Origin of the sequence: Marinomonas lutimaris (assembly GCF_019426345.1) — a bacterium.
Lineage (GTDB): Bacteria > Pseudomonadota > Gammaproteobacteria > Pseudomonadales > Marinomonadaceae > Marinomonas > Marinomonas lutimaris.
This window is the reverse complement of the sequence record NZ_JAHLLW010000001.1, coordinates 1-17,735: the sequence shown is the minus strand read 5'-3', so window position 1 is coordinate 17,735 and position 17,735 is coordinate 1. Positions and strand designations below refer to the sequence as shown.

Genomic DNA, 17,735 nt, shown 5'->3' with positions numbered 1-17,735 from the left:
TCGCAAACGCCGATAGGGCTGGCAACGAAGTGAAAGTGCTCAAACCCAATAGTTGGAAATATTGGCATTTGGGTCCATGTGGTAGGAAATTTGTGCTTGTAATAATTCCGCTGATGACAAAGCATCGGTGAGTGCATGATGGGCTTTGTAGCGAGGTAGTTTATAGCGTTGGCGACATGCGTCTAAGCGTAACGAAGGACGTCTGCCAAAGCGCTGCCACCAAGGTTTAAAAGTGGCTTGTCGTTCAATGTCCATGGTGTCTAGCACAGGAAAATACAGTGGGAATCCATAGATTTTCATCGACGCTTCCAGCAAAAACTGACGTTCGATAGCAACGCAATGCACGACGATGACTTGATGAGTGAGCGCCATTAAAATTTCATCTAAAATGGCATGAAGTCGTGGTGCCTCTTCCAATTCAGAGTGAGTGATTTCATGGATGGTGACGGATTCGGCGTTCAGTGATCGTTCGGGTTTTGCCATCCAGTATTTTGCACCTTGGCAACGTATTGTTTTGTTGTTGAGAGGGATTATCCCAAGACTAATGATTTCGTCTTGGCTCGGATCAAGTCCTGTTGTTTCTAAATCTAAGGCCAGCAAAGGCGTATCTTTTAATGCCGTTTGTGGCGCAATCATTCCCGCTTGATAATAGCGTTTCAGTGGGCCTTCTGGCGCTTCTTCTGCCCACTCTGCAAACATGGCTTGCCAGTCTTGAATGCCTTCTTTGGACTGATTCTTCATGAGTAACTTTCCCATTTAGCTGCGCTTCCCTGCGTAACGGAATTTAATAAATTCCTGTTGGCGCGAAACAATGTGAAAAGCATCACGAAGATTACGTTTTTCAAAGGAGGACAGGTTTTCAGGGTTGACGTGGTTATTCGGTTCTTCACCATTCTCGATTTGTTCTCTTTGGTGTTGAATACGAATCATACCAATCATTTCTAAAGCAAGCGTAAGGTCTTTGGCTCGTCCTCCTGGCAATAATCCAGCGGCCTCGATGTCTTCAATGCGCTCTAGGGTGTTGAGCTTATCGCTACCGCAAGCTAGGGCATGAACTCGAACGATATCGATAATTGGCGCAATGCCTCTCTCTTTTAGATTGAAAGTACGTGATTGTTCGCCTTCGCCATCCAACACAAACTGCCGGAAAAAGCCTAGAGGTGGTTTACGTTGGTTGGCATTTCTTGCCATAAAGGTTAAAAAGCCCGAATGCTCTTGAGCCTCTTTACGTATGTGCTGGTTTAGCTGTAGGGCAAGGGTTTTATCGCCATAGACACCACGTAGATCAAAAAAGATAGACAGTCGTAGTAGCGCCTCGGCCTTAGGTTTTTGTATCCATTCACTGAAGTTATCTTTCCAAACACTGAGCGGTTGGCGCCAACGAGGATTCGATGCCATGATGTCACCAGAGCATAAGTCATAACCACATTTATCAAGATTATTACAAACCCAATCTGTCAGGGCTTCAAAATACTCGCCGTGTAGTTTTTTATTGTATTTGTCACTCAAAATCAGCGCATTGTCTTGGTCTGTTTTAATGGTTTGTTCTTCTCTTGCTTGTGAACCTAGGGCGATAAAGCAATAAGGTACTGGCGGAGGGCCGTATTTCTCTTCGGCTAGTTGCAACAGTCGTTTCACAAAAGCAGTGCCTATGTGCGACATCGCGTTGCCAATCATTTGTGTATTGGCATCCGCGAGCACAAGTTGGGTGAAGGTGTGCGTCATCTTACGGCTGATACTTTGTAAGCCTTCTATACTGGTTTGCTTATAAATATCACTAATCAAATACACACTGCCGTGACTTTCTTTTTGGATGATGTCTCCTGTACTCACCACACCAATAGGACGACCATTCTTGACGATGGGAATATGGTGAACGTTGCGTTCCATCATCTTTAACACCGCTTCAGAGGCGTAGTCTCCGCTGTCCATGACAATCGGATTGCGAGTCATGATGTCTGAAATGGGCGTGTCGTAGGCAAGTCCTTCGGCAACGGCCCGAGTGCGTAAGTCTCTATCTGTGACGATACCAATTAACTCATCTTTATCCGTAATTAGCAGGCTAGAGACACGGTGTTCAGCCATAATTTGGGCAGCATTAAGAATGCTTGAGCTGATGTCTGCGCTAATTGGTGGCCGTCTTAGAAGGCTAACGACAGGGCAGGTCATTAAGGATACATCTGAGTTTTGCGATTCCATCGCAACGCGCAAACGTACTTCGCGAGCCAATTCGAAAAAATCAGAAAAAATATCGTTTTCTTCATAGAGCTTAAGAAACCATCGAGCAGGAATACAATACAATAAGCTGTCTTCGATGGTTCGCATGGACTGTGAAGATTTACCGCCACGTAGTAAGGAATAATAGCCGAATAATTCGCCTTCATTCATACGTCGAATTAACTTATCTTCTTTACTAAGAACCTCAATAGCACCACTACGAATAAAGAAAAGAGTATTGTTCGGCGCACTCGGTGCAATGACCCACTCCCCAGTACGAACATAACGAATTTCAATTTCTTTTGTCATATCATTGAGCTGCGGATCGTCAGCAATCTCATTGAATGGCGCGTGCTGACAAAGTGCTTCGAGTATTTCAGTTAATTCGACATCCATTATTTCATTCCTATTTATTAGAGGCGGTTTAACGAGCCAGTTTATGAAATGCCTATCTATTTACCTATTGAAGCAGTGGTGTCGCTATTGTCACGATTCCCATGATCAGGAAAAGTAAACAAGCAAGCAGACGCATGCGGTTGGCATTGATTCTTTCCATTATCCAATTGCCTGCAAACACTACAGGTACATTTGCCAACATCATTCCTATTGTTGAGCCTAGCAAGACCATCCAGACGCTGCCATAGTGAGCGCCTAATAAGACGGTTGCGATTTGAGTTTTGTCACCGATTTCGGCAAGAAAGAACAACACAAATGTTGCACCAAACGCACCATATTTCAGCATGTTATTGTCTTCACTGTCGTCTTTATCTGGGATCAATAACCATAAGCCAACGGCGATAAAGCTTAAACCAACGACCCAACTGATAGCACTTTCTGGAATCCATTGAGCAACTTCAACGCCAAGCCATGCGGACAGTGCGTGATTGAGTAATGTCGCAACAAGAATACCAAGAACAATAGAAGATTTAGACGCAAAACGCGTAGCAAGGAATAAGGCTAAAAGTTGGGTTTTATCTCCCATTTCAGCAAGGGCAACAGTAGAGATAGAAGTGAGTAGTGCTTCCATTTTTGATAGGTCCTAGGTGGGCAATAAACAAAAGACAACGAACCTGAGCCCACCTGAGCCAAGTCATTGCCTTAAGTCTCATCAACCCTGTCGATACTTTATCGGATCAGGACTTCTTTGCCACGAGCTTGAGGCTCGATTATGTTGACAAAGAATCTTTGCAGTACGCCAATGGGTATGTGCAAAGAAGATTACTCCCCTAAGAGGGTGCTGATAATAGAGTACTTACAAAAAGAAAACAACGCGAACACTCTATAATTGTCATTCGCGCTGTTTTTTGGGTTGTTATGGATCTCTATAAAATTGCTATAAATCTACGCTTATTTATAGAGGTGCATATCGCTATTCAAGCCTTTCCACAAGCTCACACACATGATTAACATGAGTACGGTAAATGGTAAGCCGATAGTGATTGCTGCAGCCTGAATTGCACCAAGTGCTTCAGAACCACCACCAATTAACAATGCAATCGCAATAATACCTTCTAGAACGGCCCAGAAAACTCGCTGAATCATTGGGGCATCTGTTTTACCGCCAGCGGTAATACCATCGATAACCAAAGAGCCAGAGTCAGAAGAGGTTACAAAGAACACCAATACTAGAATGATACCGATGAAGGAAATCACAGACGTCATTGGAAGGTTTGCAAACATTTGGAACATAGCTAGAGAAGAATCAGAGATTCCGTTTGCCAAAGCACCAATGCCATTAGCAGACTGGTCTAGAGCTGACCCACCAAAAATAGCCATCCATACTAGGGAAACGACGGTTGGTACTAATAGAACCGCAACAATGAATTCACGAACAGTACGACCGCGTGAAACGCGTGCGATAAACATACCAACAAATGGTGACCAGGAAATCCACCAAGCCCAATAGAACACAGTCCAGCCATGGTAGAAAGTTGTGTCGTCACGGCCAATCCAGTTACTTAGGGGAATAATGTATTCAACATAATTCAGGAAGTAAGAACCTATTGCAGCAAGGATAGCGCCTGTGTTTCCAACAATCACAATGAATATAGCTAATACTGCAGCAATGATCATGTTGACGTTAGACAGTAGTTTTACGCCACCTTCAAGACCACGAGCTACAGAGAAAATCGCAACAGCGGTTACACCGCAGATTACCAAAATTTGTGTGGTTAGCGTATTTGGAATATCAAATAAGAAGTGCAGACCACTTGTTGCTTGTAGTGCGCCAAAACCTAGTGATGTAGCTAAGCCGAAGATAGTCGCAATAACCGAAATAACGTCGATTACATGACCAATTACCCCCCACACCTTTTCACCAAATAATGGGTAAAAAGCAGAGCGGATAGTAAGAGGTAAACCTTTGTTGTACGCAAAAAAGGCCAAAGACAGGCCGACTACCGCGTAAATGGCCCAAGGATGAAGGCCCCAATGGAACATAGTTGCGCCCATTGCCAAGTCTCTTGCTTCTGGCGTGTTTTTAACCACATCAAATGGTGTTCCGTACCAACCTGTATAATAAGCAACTGGTTCAGCGACACTCCAGAACATCAAGCCAATACCCATGCCTGCTGCAAAAAGCATAGAGAACCATGTAATAGTAGAGTGATCTGATTTGGCTTCTGTGCCGCCAAGGCGAATTTTACCAAGAGGAAGAAGGATCAGAAGCAAACAAAAGAGGACAAAAATATTACCAGCAACCATGAAGAACCAATCAAAATTATTAATCGACCAATTCTTTGCGCCAGATAAAATTGCACTTGCATCGGCAGGGAATAAAATACTGCCAATGATAAATGCAAAAATAATAAGAGCGCTGGTACTAAACACTGGATTTAGTACGTCAAGACCAAGAAACTTGATGTTATCTTGGCCTACCTTATACGATGTGTTGTATTCTGCCCGACCATTGTCAGGTACTTTATTACTCATAAACATTCTCCCGAATTAGTGAAAACTTTCCCCAAGACCTTTGCTGGATCACTGAATTTATAACGGTCTGTTCAAATCTTTTTAAACGAAAATCAACATGAGCGTTTTTTACACAATTCCGCTACCTAACCGTAAAAGAATTCCTATTACTGGATTGTTCTTAATACGACGTATTTTGTCCTATTTTCACAATTACTACATAATCTAGTTTGATAAGTTTGCTTGTTAAGTAAGCACCTTATTGCGTCTCAATAATTTAACGAGAATACGAGATATAGAATGCTGTAAATTGTTGAGTTAGAACGAAACAATGGGCGATTTCTTTCGTTTAAAAAGATCGTTTTTGTTAAAAAGTCACTAGTTTTTTGTGTTGCTAACGTGAACAAAAAAGGCCATCAAAGATGGCCTTTTTTGTTCTTAACTTAATAAGAGTTACATCTAAATGCTTAGATGTCAAATTATAGTAAATAAAATGACGCGCTACGGGAGGAATAATTCAAGCAATTCATTGAGGAATAATTTGCCTTTTTCAGTGGTTTTGACGCGCTGATTTTTCCATTCATCGGCATCTAACAAGCCTTGTTTTAATGCTATTTCACAGGCTTTGACCAGAGAACTTGGCACGCTTTGATAAGTAAAACGCTCGTAGTCCTTTAAATCAAAGGTTTCGAACAAGCGTAAACGGTTCATCATGAATTCAAGCGGCAGGTCTTCTTGCTCGATGGCTTCTTTAATCACCAAGGCTTCAGGTAGGTTGTTTAGGTAATGGTTTGGATGCCGAGTCTTTCGTGTACGAAATATTTGACCATTAATTAATGTGATCTTGCCGTGAGCGCCAGCCCCAATTCCTATGTAATCGCCGAAGCGCCAATAATTAAGATTGTGTTCCGCGCGACGATTTTCTTTCGAGTTTGCTGAAACTTCGTACTGAGCGTAACCATGTTTGGTTAGCAGCTCTTGCCCTGCGTCTTGAATTCCCCACAAGGTATTGTCTTCAGGAAGTGTTGGAGGGCGGCGATAAAACTCAGTGTTTGGTTCGATAGTCAGTTGGTACCAAGACAAGTGTTCAGGGTTCAATTCGATAGCAAGAGATAAGTCTTCTAGCGCCATTTCTAGGCTCTGATCTGGTAAGCCATGCATCAAATCGAGGTTGATATTGTCAAAACCCGCGGCTCTAGACTTATCCACAGCGTGTATCGCTTCCTCACGGTTGTGGATTCTTCCTAGGGTTTTCAACAGGTTTGGCTGAAAACTTTGGATACCAATGGACAATCGATTAATGCCCGCTTGGCGAAAATGGCGAAATTTTTCTTGCTCAAAGGTCCCTGGGTTGGCTTCCATGGTGATTTCAGCATTTTCAGTCCAAGTTAGCTTGTCGCGTAGCGCATCCATTAAACGATAATAGAAATCTTCGCTCATCAAGCTTGGCGTACCACCGCCAATAAAGGCGGTTTGGATTTTTCGTCCAGCGACATAAGGTAGATCAGCATCTAGATCTGCCAAAAGTTGCGCCAAATAGGCCTCTTCTGGCAGTTTACCATTGGCTTCAAAACGGTCTGCTTGATGGGAATTGAAGTCGCAATAAGGACACTTACGCACACACCAAGGCAAATGGATGTACAAACTTAGTGGTGGTAACTGAGAACTCAAAATGACTTACCTTGTTGCTGAAAAGCAGCGAAAAGCTGTTTCAAGGCTTTGGCACGATGGCTAATTTGGTTCTTCACTTCTTTTGGTAGGCTAGCCGCACTGCAAGCGCATTCCGGTACATAAAATACGGGATCATAACCAAAGCCTTCTTGGCCTTCTGTAGAGGTCAAAATACGGCCTTCCCAGACGCCATGAAACACTTGTGGTGTTGGATCGTCTTTATGGCGCATATAAGCCAATACGCAATGGAAACGAGCTGTACGTTCTAGTTCAGGTACGCCGTCTAGTTTTTCCAATAGCAGCTTGTTATTTGCTGCGTTATTACCGTGGTCGCCTGCAAAACGCGCCGAATAAATGCCTGGTGCACCGTCGAGATAATCCACTTCAATGCCAGAATCATCGGCCAAAGCAGGCAAGCCAGTGTGAGCACAAGCATTGCGCGCTTTTAGAATAGCGTTTTCAATAAAGCTCAAGCCTGTTTCTTCGGCTTCTTCGACGTTAAACTCGCTTTGCGGTTTAACATCAATGCCCATGTCACCCAATAACGCATTGAATTCTTTGATTTTACCAGCATTGTTACTGGCTAGTACGATGGTCTTGTTCATCGGTTTTCCTTCATTTTCTAAAACAAAGGCGGCTGATTCGCCGCCTTGTTGATCGTTCTATTTAATTTGCTGTTGGTGAGTTAACGACTGATATGGAAGATAGCCGTTTCACTGAATAAGTTAGGCATGGAGCGAATCCACCAATGGTCTTTTAGTTGGCCGTCTACGGCAGCCCAACGTAAGATTTTAATGTCTTTTTCACGACATAAACGCTCAAAATCTTGAAAGGTGAAAAAGTGAATGTTTGGTGTGTCGTACCAATTATACGGCAAGAAATCCGATACTGGCATTCTGCCTTTTAACGCCAAATGCAAACGGCTTCGCCAATGTCCGAAGTTCGGGAAAGTGATAATGCATTCTTTGCCGATGCGCAGCATTTCATCGATCAACAAATCTGGGCGACGAAATTGTTGCAAAGCATGGGTCATCAAGACTAAGTCAAAACTTTGGTCATCGAAGTTTTGCAAACCTTCGTCGATGTTTTGCTCTAAAACTGGAATGCCTTTTTCGATACAGGTATTTAAATCGTCAGGGCCGATTTCCAAACCATAGCCTTTCACCTGTTTGTTTTGAATGAGATGGTGAAGCAACTCACCGGGACCACAGGCCAAATCGAGCACTCGAATATTGGGCTGAACCCATTCATCGATCATTTCTAAATCCGAGCGCATTATTTGACCTCCGTTGTAAGGCTATTGGCAACACGGGATAAAAAGGTGTTTAACACGGCCATGTAGCGCGGTATTGGGAACAAAAAGGCGTCATGACCTTCTGCCGCTTCGATCTTGGCGTAAGAAACCTGCTTGCCAGCTTTGACTAGCGCGTTGACGATTTCTTCACTGCGCTCTGGGGAGAAACGCCAGTCGGTGGTAAAGGAAACCAATAAAAACTCACATTGTGCGCGGCTTAGAACCGCGGATAAGTCGCCATTGGTTTGTGAGGCGGGATCAAAGTAGTCCAGCGCTTTGGTCATCAACATGTAGGTGTTGGCGTCAAAGCGTTTTGTGAATGCTTCGCCTTGATAACGCAGGTAGCTTTCCACTTCGAACTCAATGCCGTAATTGTATTGATAGCTGTCATGGCGCATCTGACGGCCAAACTTAGCACCCATGGCATCGTCTGAAAGATAGGTAATGTGACCTAGCATGCGCGCCAACCCAAGGCCATTAGTTGGCACCGAATCGTTGTCTATGTAGTTGCCATCAAAAAAGTCTGGATCACGACGAATAGACTGACGGGCGACTTCGTTGAAGGCGATATTCTGTGTCGATAGCTTCGGAGCTGACGCGACAATTACCGCTGATTTCAAGCGAGTGGGGAAGCGAATGCTCCATTCCAGTACTTGCATGCCGCCAAGGCTACCTCCGACGATAGCGGCAAAGGTTTGGATACCTAATAAATCGGCTAAACGTGCTTGGCTTTCAACCCAATCTTCTACTGTGACAATAGGAAAACTGGCTTCCCATCGTTGTCCAGTTTCTGGATTAATGCTGGTTGGCCCTGTTGAACCACAGCAACCACCTAAATTATTGAGTGCAATAACAAAAAACTTATCTGTATCGATGGCTTTGCCAGGTCCTATTGCCGTATCCCACCAACCTGGTTTGGTATCCGACATGGCATGATAGCCTGCAGCGTGATGATCTCCGCTCAGTGCGTGACAAATTAAGATAGCGTTGGAAGCGCTTTGATTCAGGGTTCCATAAGTCTCGTAAATCAGTTGGTACGATGACAAGGTTTGTCCGCAGGAAAGCGCCAACGGTGTGTCGAATTGCGCAATCTGTGGCGTAACAATACCAACAGAGTCGGCTGGAATGACGTCCGGCATAGGTTTGTTGTTATCCTAAAGTAAAGTCCTAAAGAAAGTGCTCGAATTCCCGTGAAGAAACGTGGGAAGGCTCATCGATGAAAGATGCTACACAGTCTAGCGTTTGTGTACAGTGTCATCAAGAGGCGGATGTCGCCATCAATCTGTGTATGGCATTAGAAGGCTGAAAGTAAAACGCTTCTGTCTCTGTTAATGACAGAAGCGTTTTACTTATTACTGATATCTATGGAGTAATAAGGCGTTAAACGAGAGTGAATACCTGAGTTTTAACAGCAAGTTGTTCAGAAATACGCTGAATTTGCTTGGTTTTATCCGCTAAAATATCGATAGAGCGTGTATCTTGATTTAACTGTTGAGCAATTTCTTCCATCTCGGTGCTCATTTGGATGGCGGTGCTAGCAACATCTTGAATGGCGCTTGCCATTGAGTCTGTGGATTTCGATCCTGTCATGGCGTTGTTTTCGATGTCACGCATGGCTTCTTCGGCCTTACTGCCATTTTCACCGATGATTCTTAAGTTATCTTGTCCGCTTTCCATCGTGCTTATCGCGGTTTGGGTCGACTGTTGAATGGTATTGACGATGTCCGTAATTTTTGATGTTGCGTCGACGGTTTTCTCTGCTAATGCTCGTACTTCGTCTGCGACCACAGAGAATCCTCGACCCGCTTCGCCGGCGCGAGCCGCTTCTATCGCGGCGTTTAGCGCAAGCAAGTTGGTTTGGCTTGCAAGGTCGTTGATCATTGCAATGACGCTGTCGATATTTTTGGATAAACGACCAAGTTCATCGAGTTGCTGGCTAGTCATGTTTACAATATTCACTGTGTCGGTGATGCTGCTTAACACCATCTTGATTGTGTCAGCACCAGACTTAGCTGATTGGTAGGTTTCATTGGAATGCGCTTGAAGCGTATTGGTGGTGCTAGACAATTCGGTTAAACGGCTCGAAATATCGTCAGTGGCGGACGCTAATGAATGTGTGCGCTGATTAACCAAGTGGTTGCTACTGGCAATGCTACTGATGGTGTTGTTCAAATCGGTGGACATAGTACTGACATTATCTGTAGTGGAGACAACGTCTTTTAATACATCACCCAAACCGCCTGTCATTTCATTGAGTGATTGGCTTAATTGATCGAATTCGTCGTTGCGTTTGGTATTAACAGACGCTTTCGATGACATGTCGCCTTTTTTGACCTTATTAAGGTCTGTAATGATATTTTGTAAGGTGCTGTTGACGCTGCGGCCAATAGCAAGCATAAGAAGGGCTGCGACGAGAATGATCGCGATACTGACGGCCAATAGGGTGGCATTGGCTTGAGCCGAGCTTTCTTCTGCGCTGGTTTCTGCTTGCTGAACCTTGTCTTCAATTAATTGATTGGCTTTTAGCTGGCTTTCTGTGAAGCGATTTTTTTGTGTGGTAAACGTGTTCTCAGTATCACTAAGTGACGCGTATTCCTTACCGTATTGGAAGATGGCATCACGATAAGCGTTGGCCTTAACGCCGTGAGTATCTTGAAAACCAAAGTTTTGAATTCGATTATCAAAGCGGTCGAAGCTTGTGGTGAATTCTTCTAGATTGCTTTCGGTTGGATCTGATAGATAGCCTGCTTCAGCCTTACGAACATTGGTAAACTCGCGTTTTAATAAGCTAAGCTTTTGAATGTCTTCGCTTATCTCTGAGCCCATTTTATCTATGCTGCCTCGTAAGCCTGAAGACGAGTCAAAGCCAATAATGTAGCGTTTTTCAATAAGAGCCATAAGTGCTTGGCTATAGTCATTGAGTTCTACTAGGTTTTCTTCGAGGGTTTGCTTTAAATTTTGGCTCTGAGCTTTTTCGATATTCGTAGCGATGATGTTGGCATTCTGTGCAATTTGCTCTTTTGCGCTAGCAACATAGTCTTGATAGTTTTCTACAGAAATAGATCGCAGACTATCTGCAATTTCTAGCATGTGAATGCTGAGTTGATCATTAGATGCCTGAATTTTTGAAAGGTTTCTCAGTTCATTATTAGCGCTTTGTTGAGAAGAAAGCCCTTCCATTGCAACAAAGGTGACGATAATTAATCCCATAATCGCGGTGATAAGAAGTATGAGTAGTTTTGTCTTAAAGGATAGGTTTGACAGCATAGGCACCTTCATCGCGTGGCGAAGTTTTTGTGAAGTGCTCATTCAGAGCACATATTTTACTAGGCTATGCAAGTATCGTGCTCAAATCACGATGGCTGATATAGCTTGTTTTGATGAAAGCAGTATAGGAGGGAAAAGGTAGTTTTGCGTATTTTTGGTGCGGTGCGTGTATCGGTGAATCAGAAAGCCCTATTTTTGGATAGGGCTTGGTGATTTTGTTATTTAGAAATTTCAAATAGCCGATAGACCAATTGACCAGCAACTTTTTCTTTCAATAAAGACCAATGACTTGGTAGTGCGGGTAGGTCGGCTTCTTTTTCCATTTCGATATAAACAAGCGCACGGTCCGCGAGCCAACCGGTTTCAAGTAAAGGAATAATTTGTGCCAACCAGCCTTTGCGGAATGGTGGATCTAAAAACACAATATCCATAGCATGTGGCGTTACCGTATCAAGAAAGACTGCCGCGTTTTGTGCGATCACATTAGCTTTATCTGTCGCGTCTAATGTCGCTAAGTTTGTTTGCATCTGTTGTGACACTACGCGAGAGTTATCGACAAAGGTCATGTGTTTTGCCCCACGTGATAGCGCTTCCAATCCTAGCGCACCAGAGCCACAAAACAGGTCGCCACATACCGCGCCTGGAAGGTAAGCATTGATCCAGTTGAATAAGGTTTCTCTTACTCTGTCTGGAGTAGGACGTAAGCCTTCAATATCTGGAATCGGCAATTGGCGTGAGCGCCATTCACCGGCGATGATACGAAGTCTTGATGCCTTTGCTTTGCTTTTATTCGAAACGTTACTTAGAACTTTCTTCTTCATTGGTAAACCTGAATCTCTTGATAGGACGATGGCTTTAATAGGTGCTGTAGAGCCGCTTGATAATCTTCTATGGTGAAGCTGTCGACGGCTTCTTTGTAGCCTTCGGCGAATTGTTTCACGGTGAGCGGGCCATCTTGATGAGTGACTTGTGTGGCAATATAGCTCCACCATGTTGGTGATAGTGTTTGCTGTTCGAGTTGTTGTTTGAAATTATCCAGCAATGTGTCAAAGGTTTTTTTGTCGTTTGCTGAGGGAACTTGTTCTACAAATACAAGGCTTTTAGCATTCATGAAGCGACTGTCATTATCGCTGGGGTCGTTCGCTGTTTCTGTGATGTTATCGGCGTATTGGATATTCCACCATGCCCAAGGACGTTGTGGCGAAAGCGTTAAGGCTAGTTGAACAAAATCAATATGTTGTTGCTGGTTGAGCGTAGAAACCAAGTCTGCGCCCCAAATTTGCAAACTGATCCATTCTTTGATTGAAGACACTTGCATTAATGCAATGGCGCTGCGGGTTTGCCAAAGCTCACCTTCATTTTGTTGAATCGTTGAACTGACTGACTCGTAATAAATGGCCTCGGCTGAAGTGTTTGATAGTCGATAATCTTGGCTGATGGTGTTAATCGCATCTTGGACTGTTTGTTTCGCTTCTGGCGACATATCACCCACAACAAAAATCGCAGCGGTGGATGCTTTTAAGCTCTGGTAGTAGTCTGCGATTTGGTCTAATGATACTACAGGTACTGTTGAGTCATTTTGTTCGTGAGTTTTATCAAAAAACAAAACATTCTCGAGTTCATGTTGAACCGGTGGGTTAGCTTGTTGTTGTGTTTGCCACACATCAAAAGTACGGCGTTTGAAATCTGGTTGCTTGAGCCAGTTGGCTGCCAAAGAAAGAGTCGGCACTAAATATCTAGGTTCATTACTCAGAGTTAAACCAATAGTTTGATTTTCATGATCATAATAGCTACTCGCGCTGGCTGCCAAGGGCGCTAATCTTTGGTTTATCGATGCTGTGCTAAGTGGTAGAGAATCACTCATTAACATGGCAAGGGTCGCTTGGGTCAATGCTAGGTTGTCGGTAGTCGAACGAAATGAAAAACGAACTTCGAGTTTGTTACTGCCTTGCCATTGTGCTTGCTTTAACCAGATAACCGGAATACCGGATTTAGTCGTCCAAGTTTCAATTTGTGGTGTGGGTAATTTACTGCTCGGAGCGGTTAGATTTAATAACCAAATAGCCAGAGTACAGAACAACATGACCGCAGCCAGAACGGGTCGGCTAAATAGAGGTTTGCTATCATCGGACATAATGAGCCTTGAGTGGTGCGTGTTAAGAGTATTTTGGTTAAAACTAAGCCTGTTTGCGAGCCAGAATGATGTTAAAATAATCGTTTTTAAGTGTCCATGTATGTGGCGCTGTGTCTAATCATAGCATTTCACTGATGTTTATCGCATCAGTCAAAATAAAGAGACTGATTTAATGGAAGTTGTTAATCAAATTATTGCTTTTTTTACACCGTATCTTGGTGAATATGCGCGTTATGTTCCTATTGCGATTGGAACACTTTTAGCCATTATTGCTTTTGTTGTTCGCCGTCGTTTTGTGAACAAAATGAATGCAGATATTGCCGCTGCCAAGAAAAAGGATATAGATACGCCAGATTCAGTTCAGGATGAATCTGATGAAGTGGAAACTTTGACTTCTGACGATCAAACCACGGATGCTAATAAGTCAGCCGTCATAACGACAACGAAAACGGTTGAAGAAGCACCAAGTGAGCCTGTGCAGCCTACGTTATCCTGGTCTCAGCGTTTTAAATCTGGTTTGTCTCGCACACGTAGTGGTCTAGGTAATGGTCTGTCTTCTGTTATCGGTGGTCATAAAAAAGTGGATGATAATCTGCTGGAAGAGCTAGAGACTCAGTTGCTGATGGCGGATGTTGGTATCGATGCTACACAAACCTTGATTAGTGCGCTAACCGACAAGCTAAATCGCAAAGAACTAAAAGATTCGGCTACATTGTTAAATCATTTAAAAGCCGACATGGAAGGTATTCTTAGCCAGTCTCAGCAAGTACTTGAGCCTGTCAGTAAAGACGGTCCTTTTGTGATTCTAATGGTAGGCGTAAATGGTGTTGGTAAGACGACAACCATTGGTAAGTTAGCCAAAAAATATCAGGCAGAAGGCAAAAGTGTTATGTTGGCGGCAGGTGATACTTTCCGGGCTGCGGCGGTTGAGCAGCTTCAAGTCTGGGGCGAACGCAATAATGTTCCTGTTGTAGCGCAGCATACTGGTGCAGATTCAGCGTCGGTTATCTATGATGCGATTGAGTCCGCCAAAGCTAAAGGCATCGATATCGTTATTGCAGATACCGCTGGTCGTCTACAAAACAAAGCGAATTTGATGAACGAACTGTCTAAAGTCGTTCGTGTGATGAAAAAACTAGATGAAAACGCGCCACATGAAGTTATGTTGGTTTTGGATGCTGGTACTGGTCAAAATGCTATCAGTCAGGCTAAGCTGTTTTCCGAAGCGGTTGGTGTGAGCGGTATCACACTAACTAAGCTGGATGGAACCGCAAAAGGCGGTATTATTTTCGCCATCGCCAAACAGTTCGGCATTCCTATACGTTATATTGGTGTAGGTGAGCAAGCGGATGACTTACGTCCATTTGTTGCTAAAGAGTTTGTCGACGCCTTATTTGATAGTGAATAGTTTGATAATAAATAGTTTGATAGCGAATAAGTGGTGATTAGACCTTTCTTCTTTCTAATTTAAGGATGCTGGATTAGCGTGGAAATCGAATTTCAACGAGTGGGTAAAAAGTACGAGAGTGGACAAGAAGCATTGTCGCAGGTGAGCTTTCATTTGCAGCAAGGTGAAATGGCTTTTCTTACTGGGCATTCTGGTGCGGGTAAAAGTACCTTGATGAAACTCATGATGATGATCGAGCGCCAAACCTCAGGCCAAATTTTGGTTGATGGTGTCGATTTACGGACTTTGAGTCGCCGAGCGATTCCTCATCATCGGCGTCGCGTGGGTGTGGTATTTCAAAATCATCAGTTGCTATTAGATCGAAGTGTTTTCCATAATGTTGCCTTGCCGTTACTGGTAAGCGGAGCAGATTCTCAGCAAATTGCCAAGCGAGTGCGTGCAGCATTAGATAAGGTCGGTTTATTGGATAAAGAAAAATACAATCCAATGGCATTATCGGGCGGCGAACAACAACGTGTTGGTATTGCGCGAGCTGTCGTGAACAAGCCTCAACTCTTGTTGGCTGATGAGCCAACGGGTAATTTGGATCCCAAATTGTCAGCAGAAATCATGAACCTATTTCAAGAATTCAATCGCGTTGGTGTGACAGTCTTAGTAGCCAGTCATGATTTAGCGCTGGTAGCTCGTATGCGTCATCGTGTTTTGACCTTAAATCAGGGTCGAATGGTCAATGACGGAGGGTTTGGTTGATGGTTCAGAAGCCAAATCAACGCGGTGCGACAAGAGAATCAATTAAAGCAACCAAGCATAATTGGCCGACGCGAACGTCTTTTAGTCCGAGTAAATATTTTCGTCAGCATCAAACGACGCTAACCGAAAGCTTTATGCGCCTTGTAAATTATCCGTTGGCGAGCGTTATGACCATAATGGTGATTGCTATTGCTTTGTCTTTACCGGGTGGCTTGTATGTTTTGCTGAAAAACGTGCAATCTGTGACGGATCAATGGGAGCAGCAATCTGTTATTACCTTGTATCTTTTTCCTAATCTAGAAGACACGCAAGCTCTTGCCCTTTCACACCGTCTTTCTGCGCAAGCGGATGTGGCGTCGGTGGAATACATTTCTAAGGAAGAAGGGCTTCGATATTTTGAACGTTCGAGTGGTTATGAGCAGATTATGTCTTCTCTACCAGAGAACCCATTGCCGATTGTTTTACGTGTTATTCCTAAACAAGCGGTCGATATCACAACATTATCAAGTTTGCAGGCCTTGCGAGACCAGCTAGCGGCGCAAAAAGAAGTGGATTATGCAGAACTTGATGCACAATGGTTACAGCGTCTTGCGAATATACTGAGTTTTGGGCAGCGATTTGTCTATGCTTTGTCGGTTTTGTTGGTTGTCGCTGTACTACTGATTGTCGGTAATACCATTCGCATGGCGGTCGAAAGTCGCCGTGATGAAGTGTTGGTGATGAAATTGGTTGGCGCAACCGATGCTTATATCCGCCGCCCATTTTTGTACATGGGGTTTTGGTTCGGTGTACTGGGTGGTTTTTTCGCCAGCCTTTGTATTCTCGTGCTTAGCTGGTGGGTAAGTGCTCCAGCAGAACGGTTGATTGATCTCTATCAAAGCGGTTTTCAACTGCAGACTTTTAATGCGGATGAAATTGTTTTATGTTTAACTATTAGTGCATTTGTTGGTGTGTTTGGCGCATGGATTGCCGTTAACCGACATATCACAACTATTGAACTGCAGTGACAATGAAAGGCTAATATCACTACTAAGATAATAGCCATGGTTTATTCACATTTATGTCACACACAAGCAGAATTTACTTGTTAGTATTTTGTCATACACAGTATGAACAATTAGAAAGGTGGAAATAGAGATGGGTAAAGCTCTTCAGCCTACGGATATGATGATTCCTGGTCAGAACCTCGAGTCTTATATACAAGCCGTCAGCAGAATTCCGATTTTAACCGCAGACGAAGAAAAAGCGTTGGCGGAACGTCTTTATTATCAAGAAGATCTTGAGGCAGCGCGTACTTTGGTTATGTCGCACTTGAGATTCGTTGTGCATATTGCGAAAAGTTACTCTGGATACGGTTTAGCTCAAGGCGACCTTATCCAAGAAGGCAACGTTGGCTTGATGAAAGCGGTTAAACGTTTTAACCCAGAAGTTGGTGTTCGCCTTGTGTCCTTTGCTGTGCATTGGATTAAAGCAGAGATTCATGAATTTATTCTGAAAAACTGGCGCATTGTTAAAGTGGCGACGACAAAAGCACAACGCAAAATGTTCTTTAATTTGCGCAGTGCGAAAAAGACTCTGTCTTGGTTCAGCAACTCAGAAGTTGAATCTGTTGCTAGTGATTTGGGTGTGACGCCAGAGGTGGTTCGTCAAATGGAAGGGCGCTTAAGTTCTTCTGATATGGCGTTTGATGCTTCAGCCGACGATGATGACGACAGTGCTTTCCAAGCGCCATCACAGTATTTAGAAGATCATCGTTCAGATCCTGCCACCTTGCTTGAAAATGGTAATTGGGAAGAAGATTCCAACCAGCGTCTAGAAGTGGCGATGGCTGATCTTGATGAGCGTAGCCGAAATATTCTAGTACAGCGTTGGTTGTCTGATGCTAAATCTACCTTACATGATTTGGCTGATGAATACGGTGTCTCTGCTGAGCGTATTCGCCAGCTTGAAAAGAATGCGATGAAGAAAATTCGTCTTGCTATGGGTGATGGTCAGTTTGACTGATTGTTATACCTAACAGGCAATAATTAAATAGCCCTCTAAGTGAAGTGACCCCATAAAGTTGGACACTTTATTAACCGGCT

15 protein-coding genes and 1 riboswitch are annotated in these 17,735 nt (G+C 43.6%); of the genes, 4 read left to right on the top strand and 11 right to left on the bottom strand.

What is annotated here, in order from left to right; all coding sequences use genetic code 11:
- Positions 1 to 39: 39 nt before the first annotated feature.
- The 11 genes from KPL72_RS00075 to KPL72_RS00025 form a co-directional block, all read right to left on the bottom strand.
- The gene (locus KPL72_RS00075) at positions 40 to 741 is read right to left on the bottom strand and encodes a 3'-5' exonuclease (RefSeq protein ID WP_249422025.1); all 702 of its coding nucleotides are present in this window, start codon (positions 739 to 741) and stop codon (positions 40 to 42) included.
- A 15-nt stretch (positions 742 to 756) separates the two neighbouring features.
- Positions 757 to 2,613 carry a DUF294 nucleotidyltransferase-like domain-containing protein gene (locus tag KPL72_RS00070; protein WP_212916958.1) on the bottom strand — a complete coding sequence of 619 codons (1,857 nt, stop codon included), beginning with the start codon at positions 2,611 to 2,613 and terminating at the stop codon, positions 757 to 759.
- Between the two features lie 64 nt (positions 2,614 to 2,677).
- Positions 2,678 to 3,244, bottom strand: a complete 567-nt coding sequence (locus KPL72_RS00065; protein ID WP_212916957.1) for a TMEM165/GDT1 family protein — start codon at positions 3,242 to 3,244, stop codon at positions 2,678 to 2,680.
- Positions 3,245 to 3,252: 8 nt separating this feature from the next.
- Positions 3,253 to 3,456: riboswitch (yybP-ykoY riboswitch) on the bottom strand.
- Positions 3,457 to 3,564: 108 nt separating this feature from the next.
- Entirely contained in the window at positions 3,565 to 5,148 is a 1,584-nt protein-coding gene (locus KPL72_RS00060) for a BCCT family transporter (RefSeq protein ID WP_219701032.1), read from the bottom strand.
- Positions 5,149 to 5,628: 480 nt separating this feature from the next.
- Positions 5,629 to 6,798, bottom strand: a complete 1,170-nt coding sequence (gene hemW, locus KPL72_RS00055) for a radical SAM family heme chaperone HemW (protein ID WP_212916955.1) — start codon at positions 6,796 to 6,798, stop codon at positions 5,629 to 5,631.
- Entirely contained in the window at positions 6,795 to 7,403 is a 609-nt protein-coding gene (gene rdgB / locus KPL72_RS00050) for an RdgB/HAM1 family non-canonical purine NTP pyrophosphatase (protein WP_219701031.1), read from the bottom strand. Before rdgB ends, hemW begins: the two co-directional genes overlap by 4 nt.
- An 80-nt stretch (positions 7,404 to 7,483) precedes the next feature.
- Positions 7,484 to 8,074, bottom strand: coding sequence for a methionine biosynthesis protein MetW (gene metW, locus KPL72_RS00045; protein WP_072839443.1), 591 nt, complete (start codon positions 8,072 to 8,074; stop codon positions 7,484 to 7,486).
- Complete coding sequence (gene metX / locus KPL72_RS00040) at positions 8,074 to 9,231, bottom strand: homoserine O-succinyltransferase MetX (protein WP_219701029.1); 1,158 nt, start codon at positions 9,229 to 9,231, stop codon at positions 8,074 to 8,076. The genes metW and metX overlap by 1 nt, the downstream gene beginning before the upstream one ends.
- Positions 9,232 to 9,472: 241 nt before the next feature.
- On the bottom strand, positions 9,473 to 11,401 hold the full coding sequence (locus KPL72_RS00035; protein WP_249422024.1) for a methyl-accepting chemotaxis protein: 1,929 nt from the start codon (positions 11,399 to 11,401) through the stop codon (positions 9,473 to 9,475).
- 176 nt (positions 11,402 to 11,577) lie between these two features.
- A complete protein-coding gene (rsmD, locus tag KPL72_RS00030; protein ID WP_212916952.1) occupies positions 11,578 to 12,180 on the bottom strand; it encodes a 16S rRNA (guanine(966)-N(2))-methyltransferase RsmD in 603 nt (200 codons plus the stop codon).
- Positions 12,177 to 13,493, bottom strand: coding sequence for a peptidase M16 family protein (locus tag KPL72_RS00025; protein WP_219701027.1), 1,317 nt, complete (start codon positions 13,491 to 13,493; stop codon positions 12,177 to 12,179). The genes rsmD and KPL72_RS00025 overlap by 4 nt, the downstream gene beginning before the upstream one ends.
- Positions 13,494 to 13,665: 172 nt before the next feature.
- On the opposite strand from KPL72_RS00025, the gene ftsY reads away from it, so the two are divergent.
- The 4 genes from ftsY to rpoH all read left to right on the top strand — a co-directional run bounded on the left by ftsY (position 13,666) and on the right by rpoH (position 17,655).
- Positions 13,666 to 14,901: a signal recognition particle-docking protein FtsY gene (gene ftsY / locus KPL72_RS00020; protein ID WP_219701020.1), complete on the top strand. Its 1,236-nt coding sequence runs from the start codon at positions 13,666 to 13,668 to the stop codon at positions 14,899 to 14,901.
- A gap of 78 nt (positions 14,902 to 14,979) precedes the next feature.
- Complete coding sequence (ftsE, locus tag KPL72_RS00015; RefSeq protein ID WP_212916949.1) at positions 14,980 to 15,651, top strand: cell division ATP-binding protein FtsE; 672 nt, start codon at positions 14,980 to 14,982, stop codon at positions 15,649 to 15,651.
- Positions 15,651 to 16,658 (top strand): permease-like cell division protein FtsX, encoded by a 1,008-nt coding sequence (gene ftsX, locus KPL72_RS00010; protein ID WP_212916948.1) that lies wholly within the window; start codon positions 15,651 to 15,653, stop codon positions 16,656 to 16,658. The genes ftsE and ftsX overlap by 1 nt, the downstream gene beginning before the upstream one ends.
- A 130-nt stretch (positions 16,659 to 16,788) precedes the next feature.
- Entirely contained in the window at positions 16,789 to 17,655 is an 867-nt protein-coding gene (gene rpoH / locus KPL72_RS00005) for an RNA polymerase sigma factor RpoH (protein ID WP_212916947.1), read from the top strand.
- Positions 17,656 to 17,735 lie beyond the last annotated feature (80 nt).

What these genes read in the sequence shown, in the direction of transcription:
- KPL72_RS00075 (WP_249422025.1), bottom strand. Translation starts at nt 741, where the DNA reads ATGAAGAATCAGTCCAAAGAAGGCATTCAAGACTGGCAAGCCATGTTT.
- KPL72_RS00070 (WP_212916958.1), bottom strand. Translation starts at nt 2,613, where the DNA reads ATGGATGTCGAATTAACTGAAATACTCGAAGCACTTTGTCAGCACGCG.
- KPL72_RS00065 (WP_212916957.1), bottom strand. Translation starts at nt 3,244, where the DNA reads ATGGAAGCACTACTCACTTCTATCTCTACTGTTGCCCTTGCTGAAATG.
- KPL72_RS00060 (WP_219701032.1), bottom strand. Translation starts at nt 5,148, where the DNA reads ATGAGTAATAAAGTACCTGACAATGGTCGGGCAGAATACAACACATCG.
- rdgB (WP_219701031.1), bottom strand. Translation starts at nt 7,403, where the DNA reads ATGAACAAGACCATCGTACTAGCCAGTAACAATGCTGGTAAAATCAAA.
- metW (WP_072839443.1), bottom strand. Translation starts at nt 8,074, where the DNA reads ATGCGCTCGGATTTAGAAATGATCGATGAATGGGTTCAGCCCAATATT.
- metX (WP_219701029.1), bottom strand. Translation starts at nt 9,231, where the DNA reads ATGCCGGACGTCATTCCAGCCGACTCTGTTGGTATTGTTACGCCACAG.
- KPL72_RS00035 (WP_249422024.1), bottom strand. Translation starts at nt 11,401, where the DNA reads ATGAGCACTTCACAAAAACTTCGCCACGCGATGAAGGTGCCTATGCTG.
- rsmD (WP_212916952.1), bottom strand. Translation starts at nt 12,180, where the DNA reads ATGAAGAAGAAAGTTCTAAGTAACGTTTCGAATAAAAGCAAAGCAAAG.
- KPL72_RS00025 (WP_219701027.1), bottom strand. Translation starts at nt 13,493, where the DNA reads ATGTCCGATGATAGCAAACCTCTATTTAGCCGACCCGTTCTGGCTGCG.
- ftsY (WP_219701020.1), top strand. Translation starts at nt 13,666, where the DNA reads ATGGAAGTTGTTAATCAAATTATTGCTTTTTTTACACCGTATCTTGGT.
- ftsX (WP_212916948.1), top strand. Translation starts at nt 15,651, where the DNA reads ATGGTTCAGAAGCCAAATCAACGCGGTGCGACAAGAGAATCAATTAAA.
- rpoH (WP_212916947.1), top strand. Translation starts at nt 16,789, where the DNA reads ATGGGTAAAGCTCTTCAGCCTACGGATATGATGATTCCTGGTCAGAAC.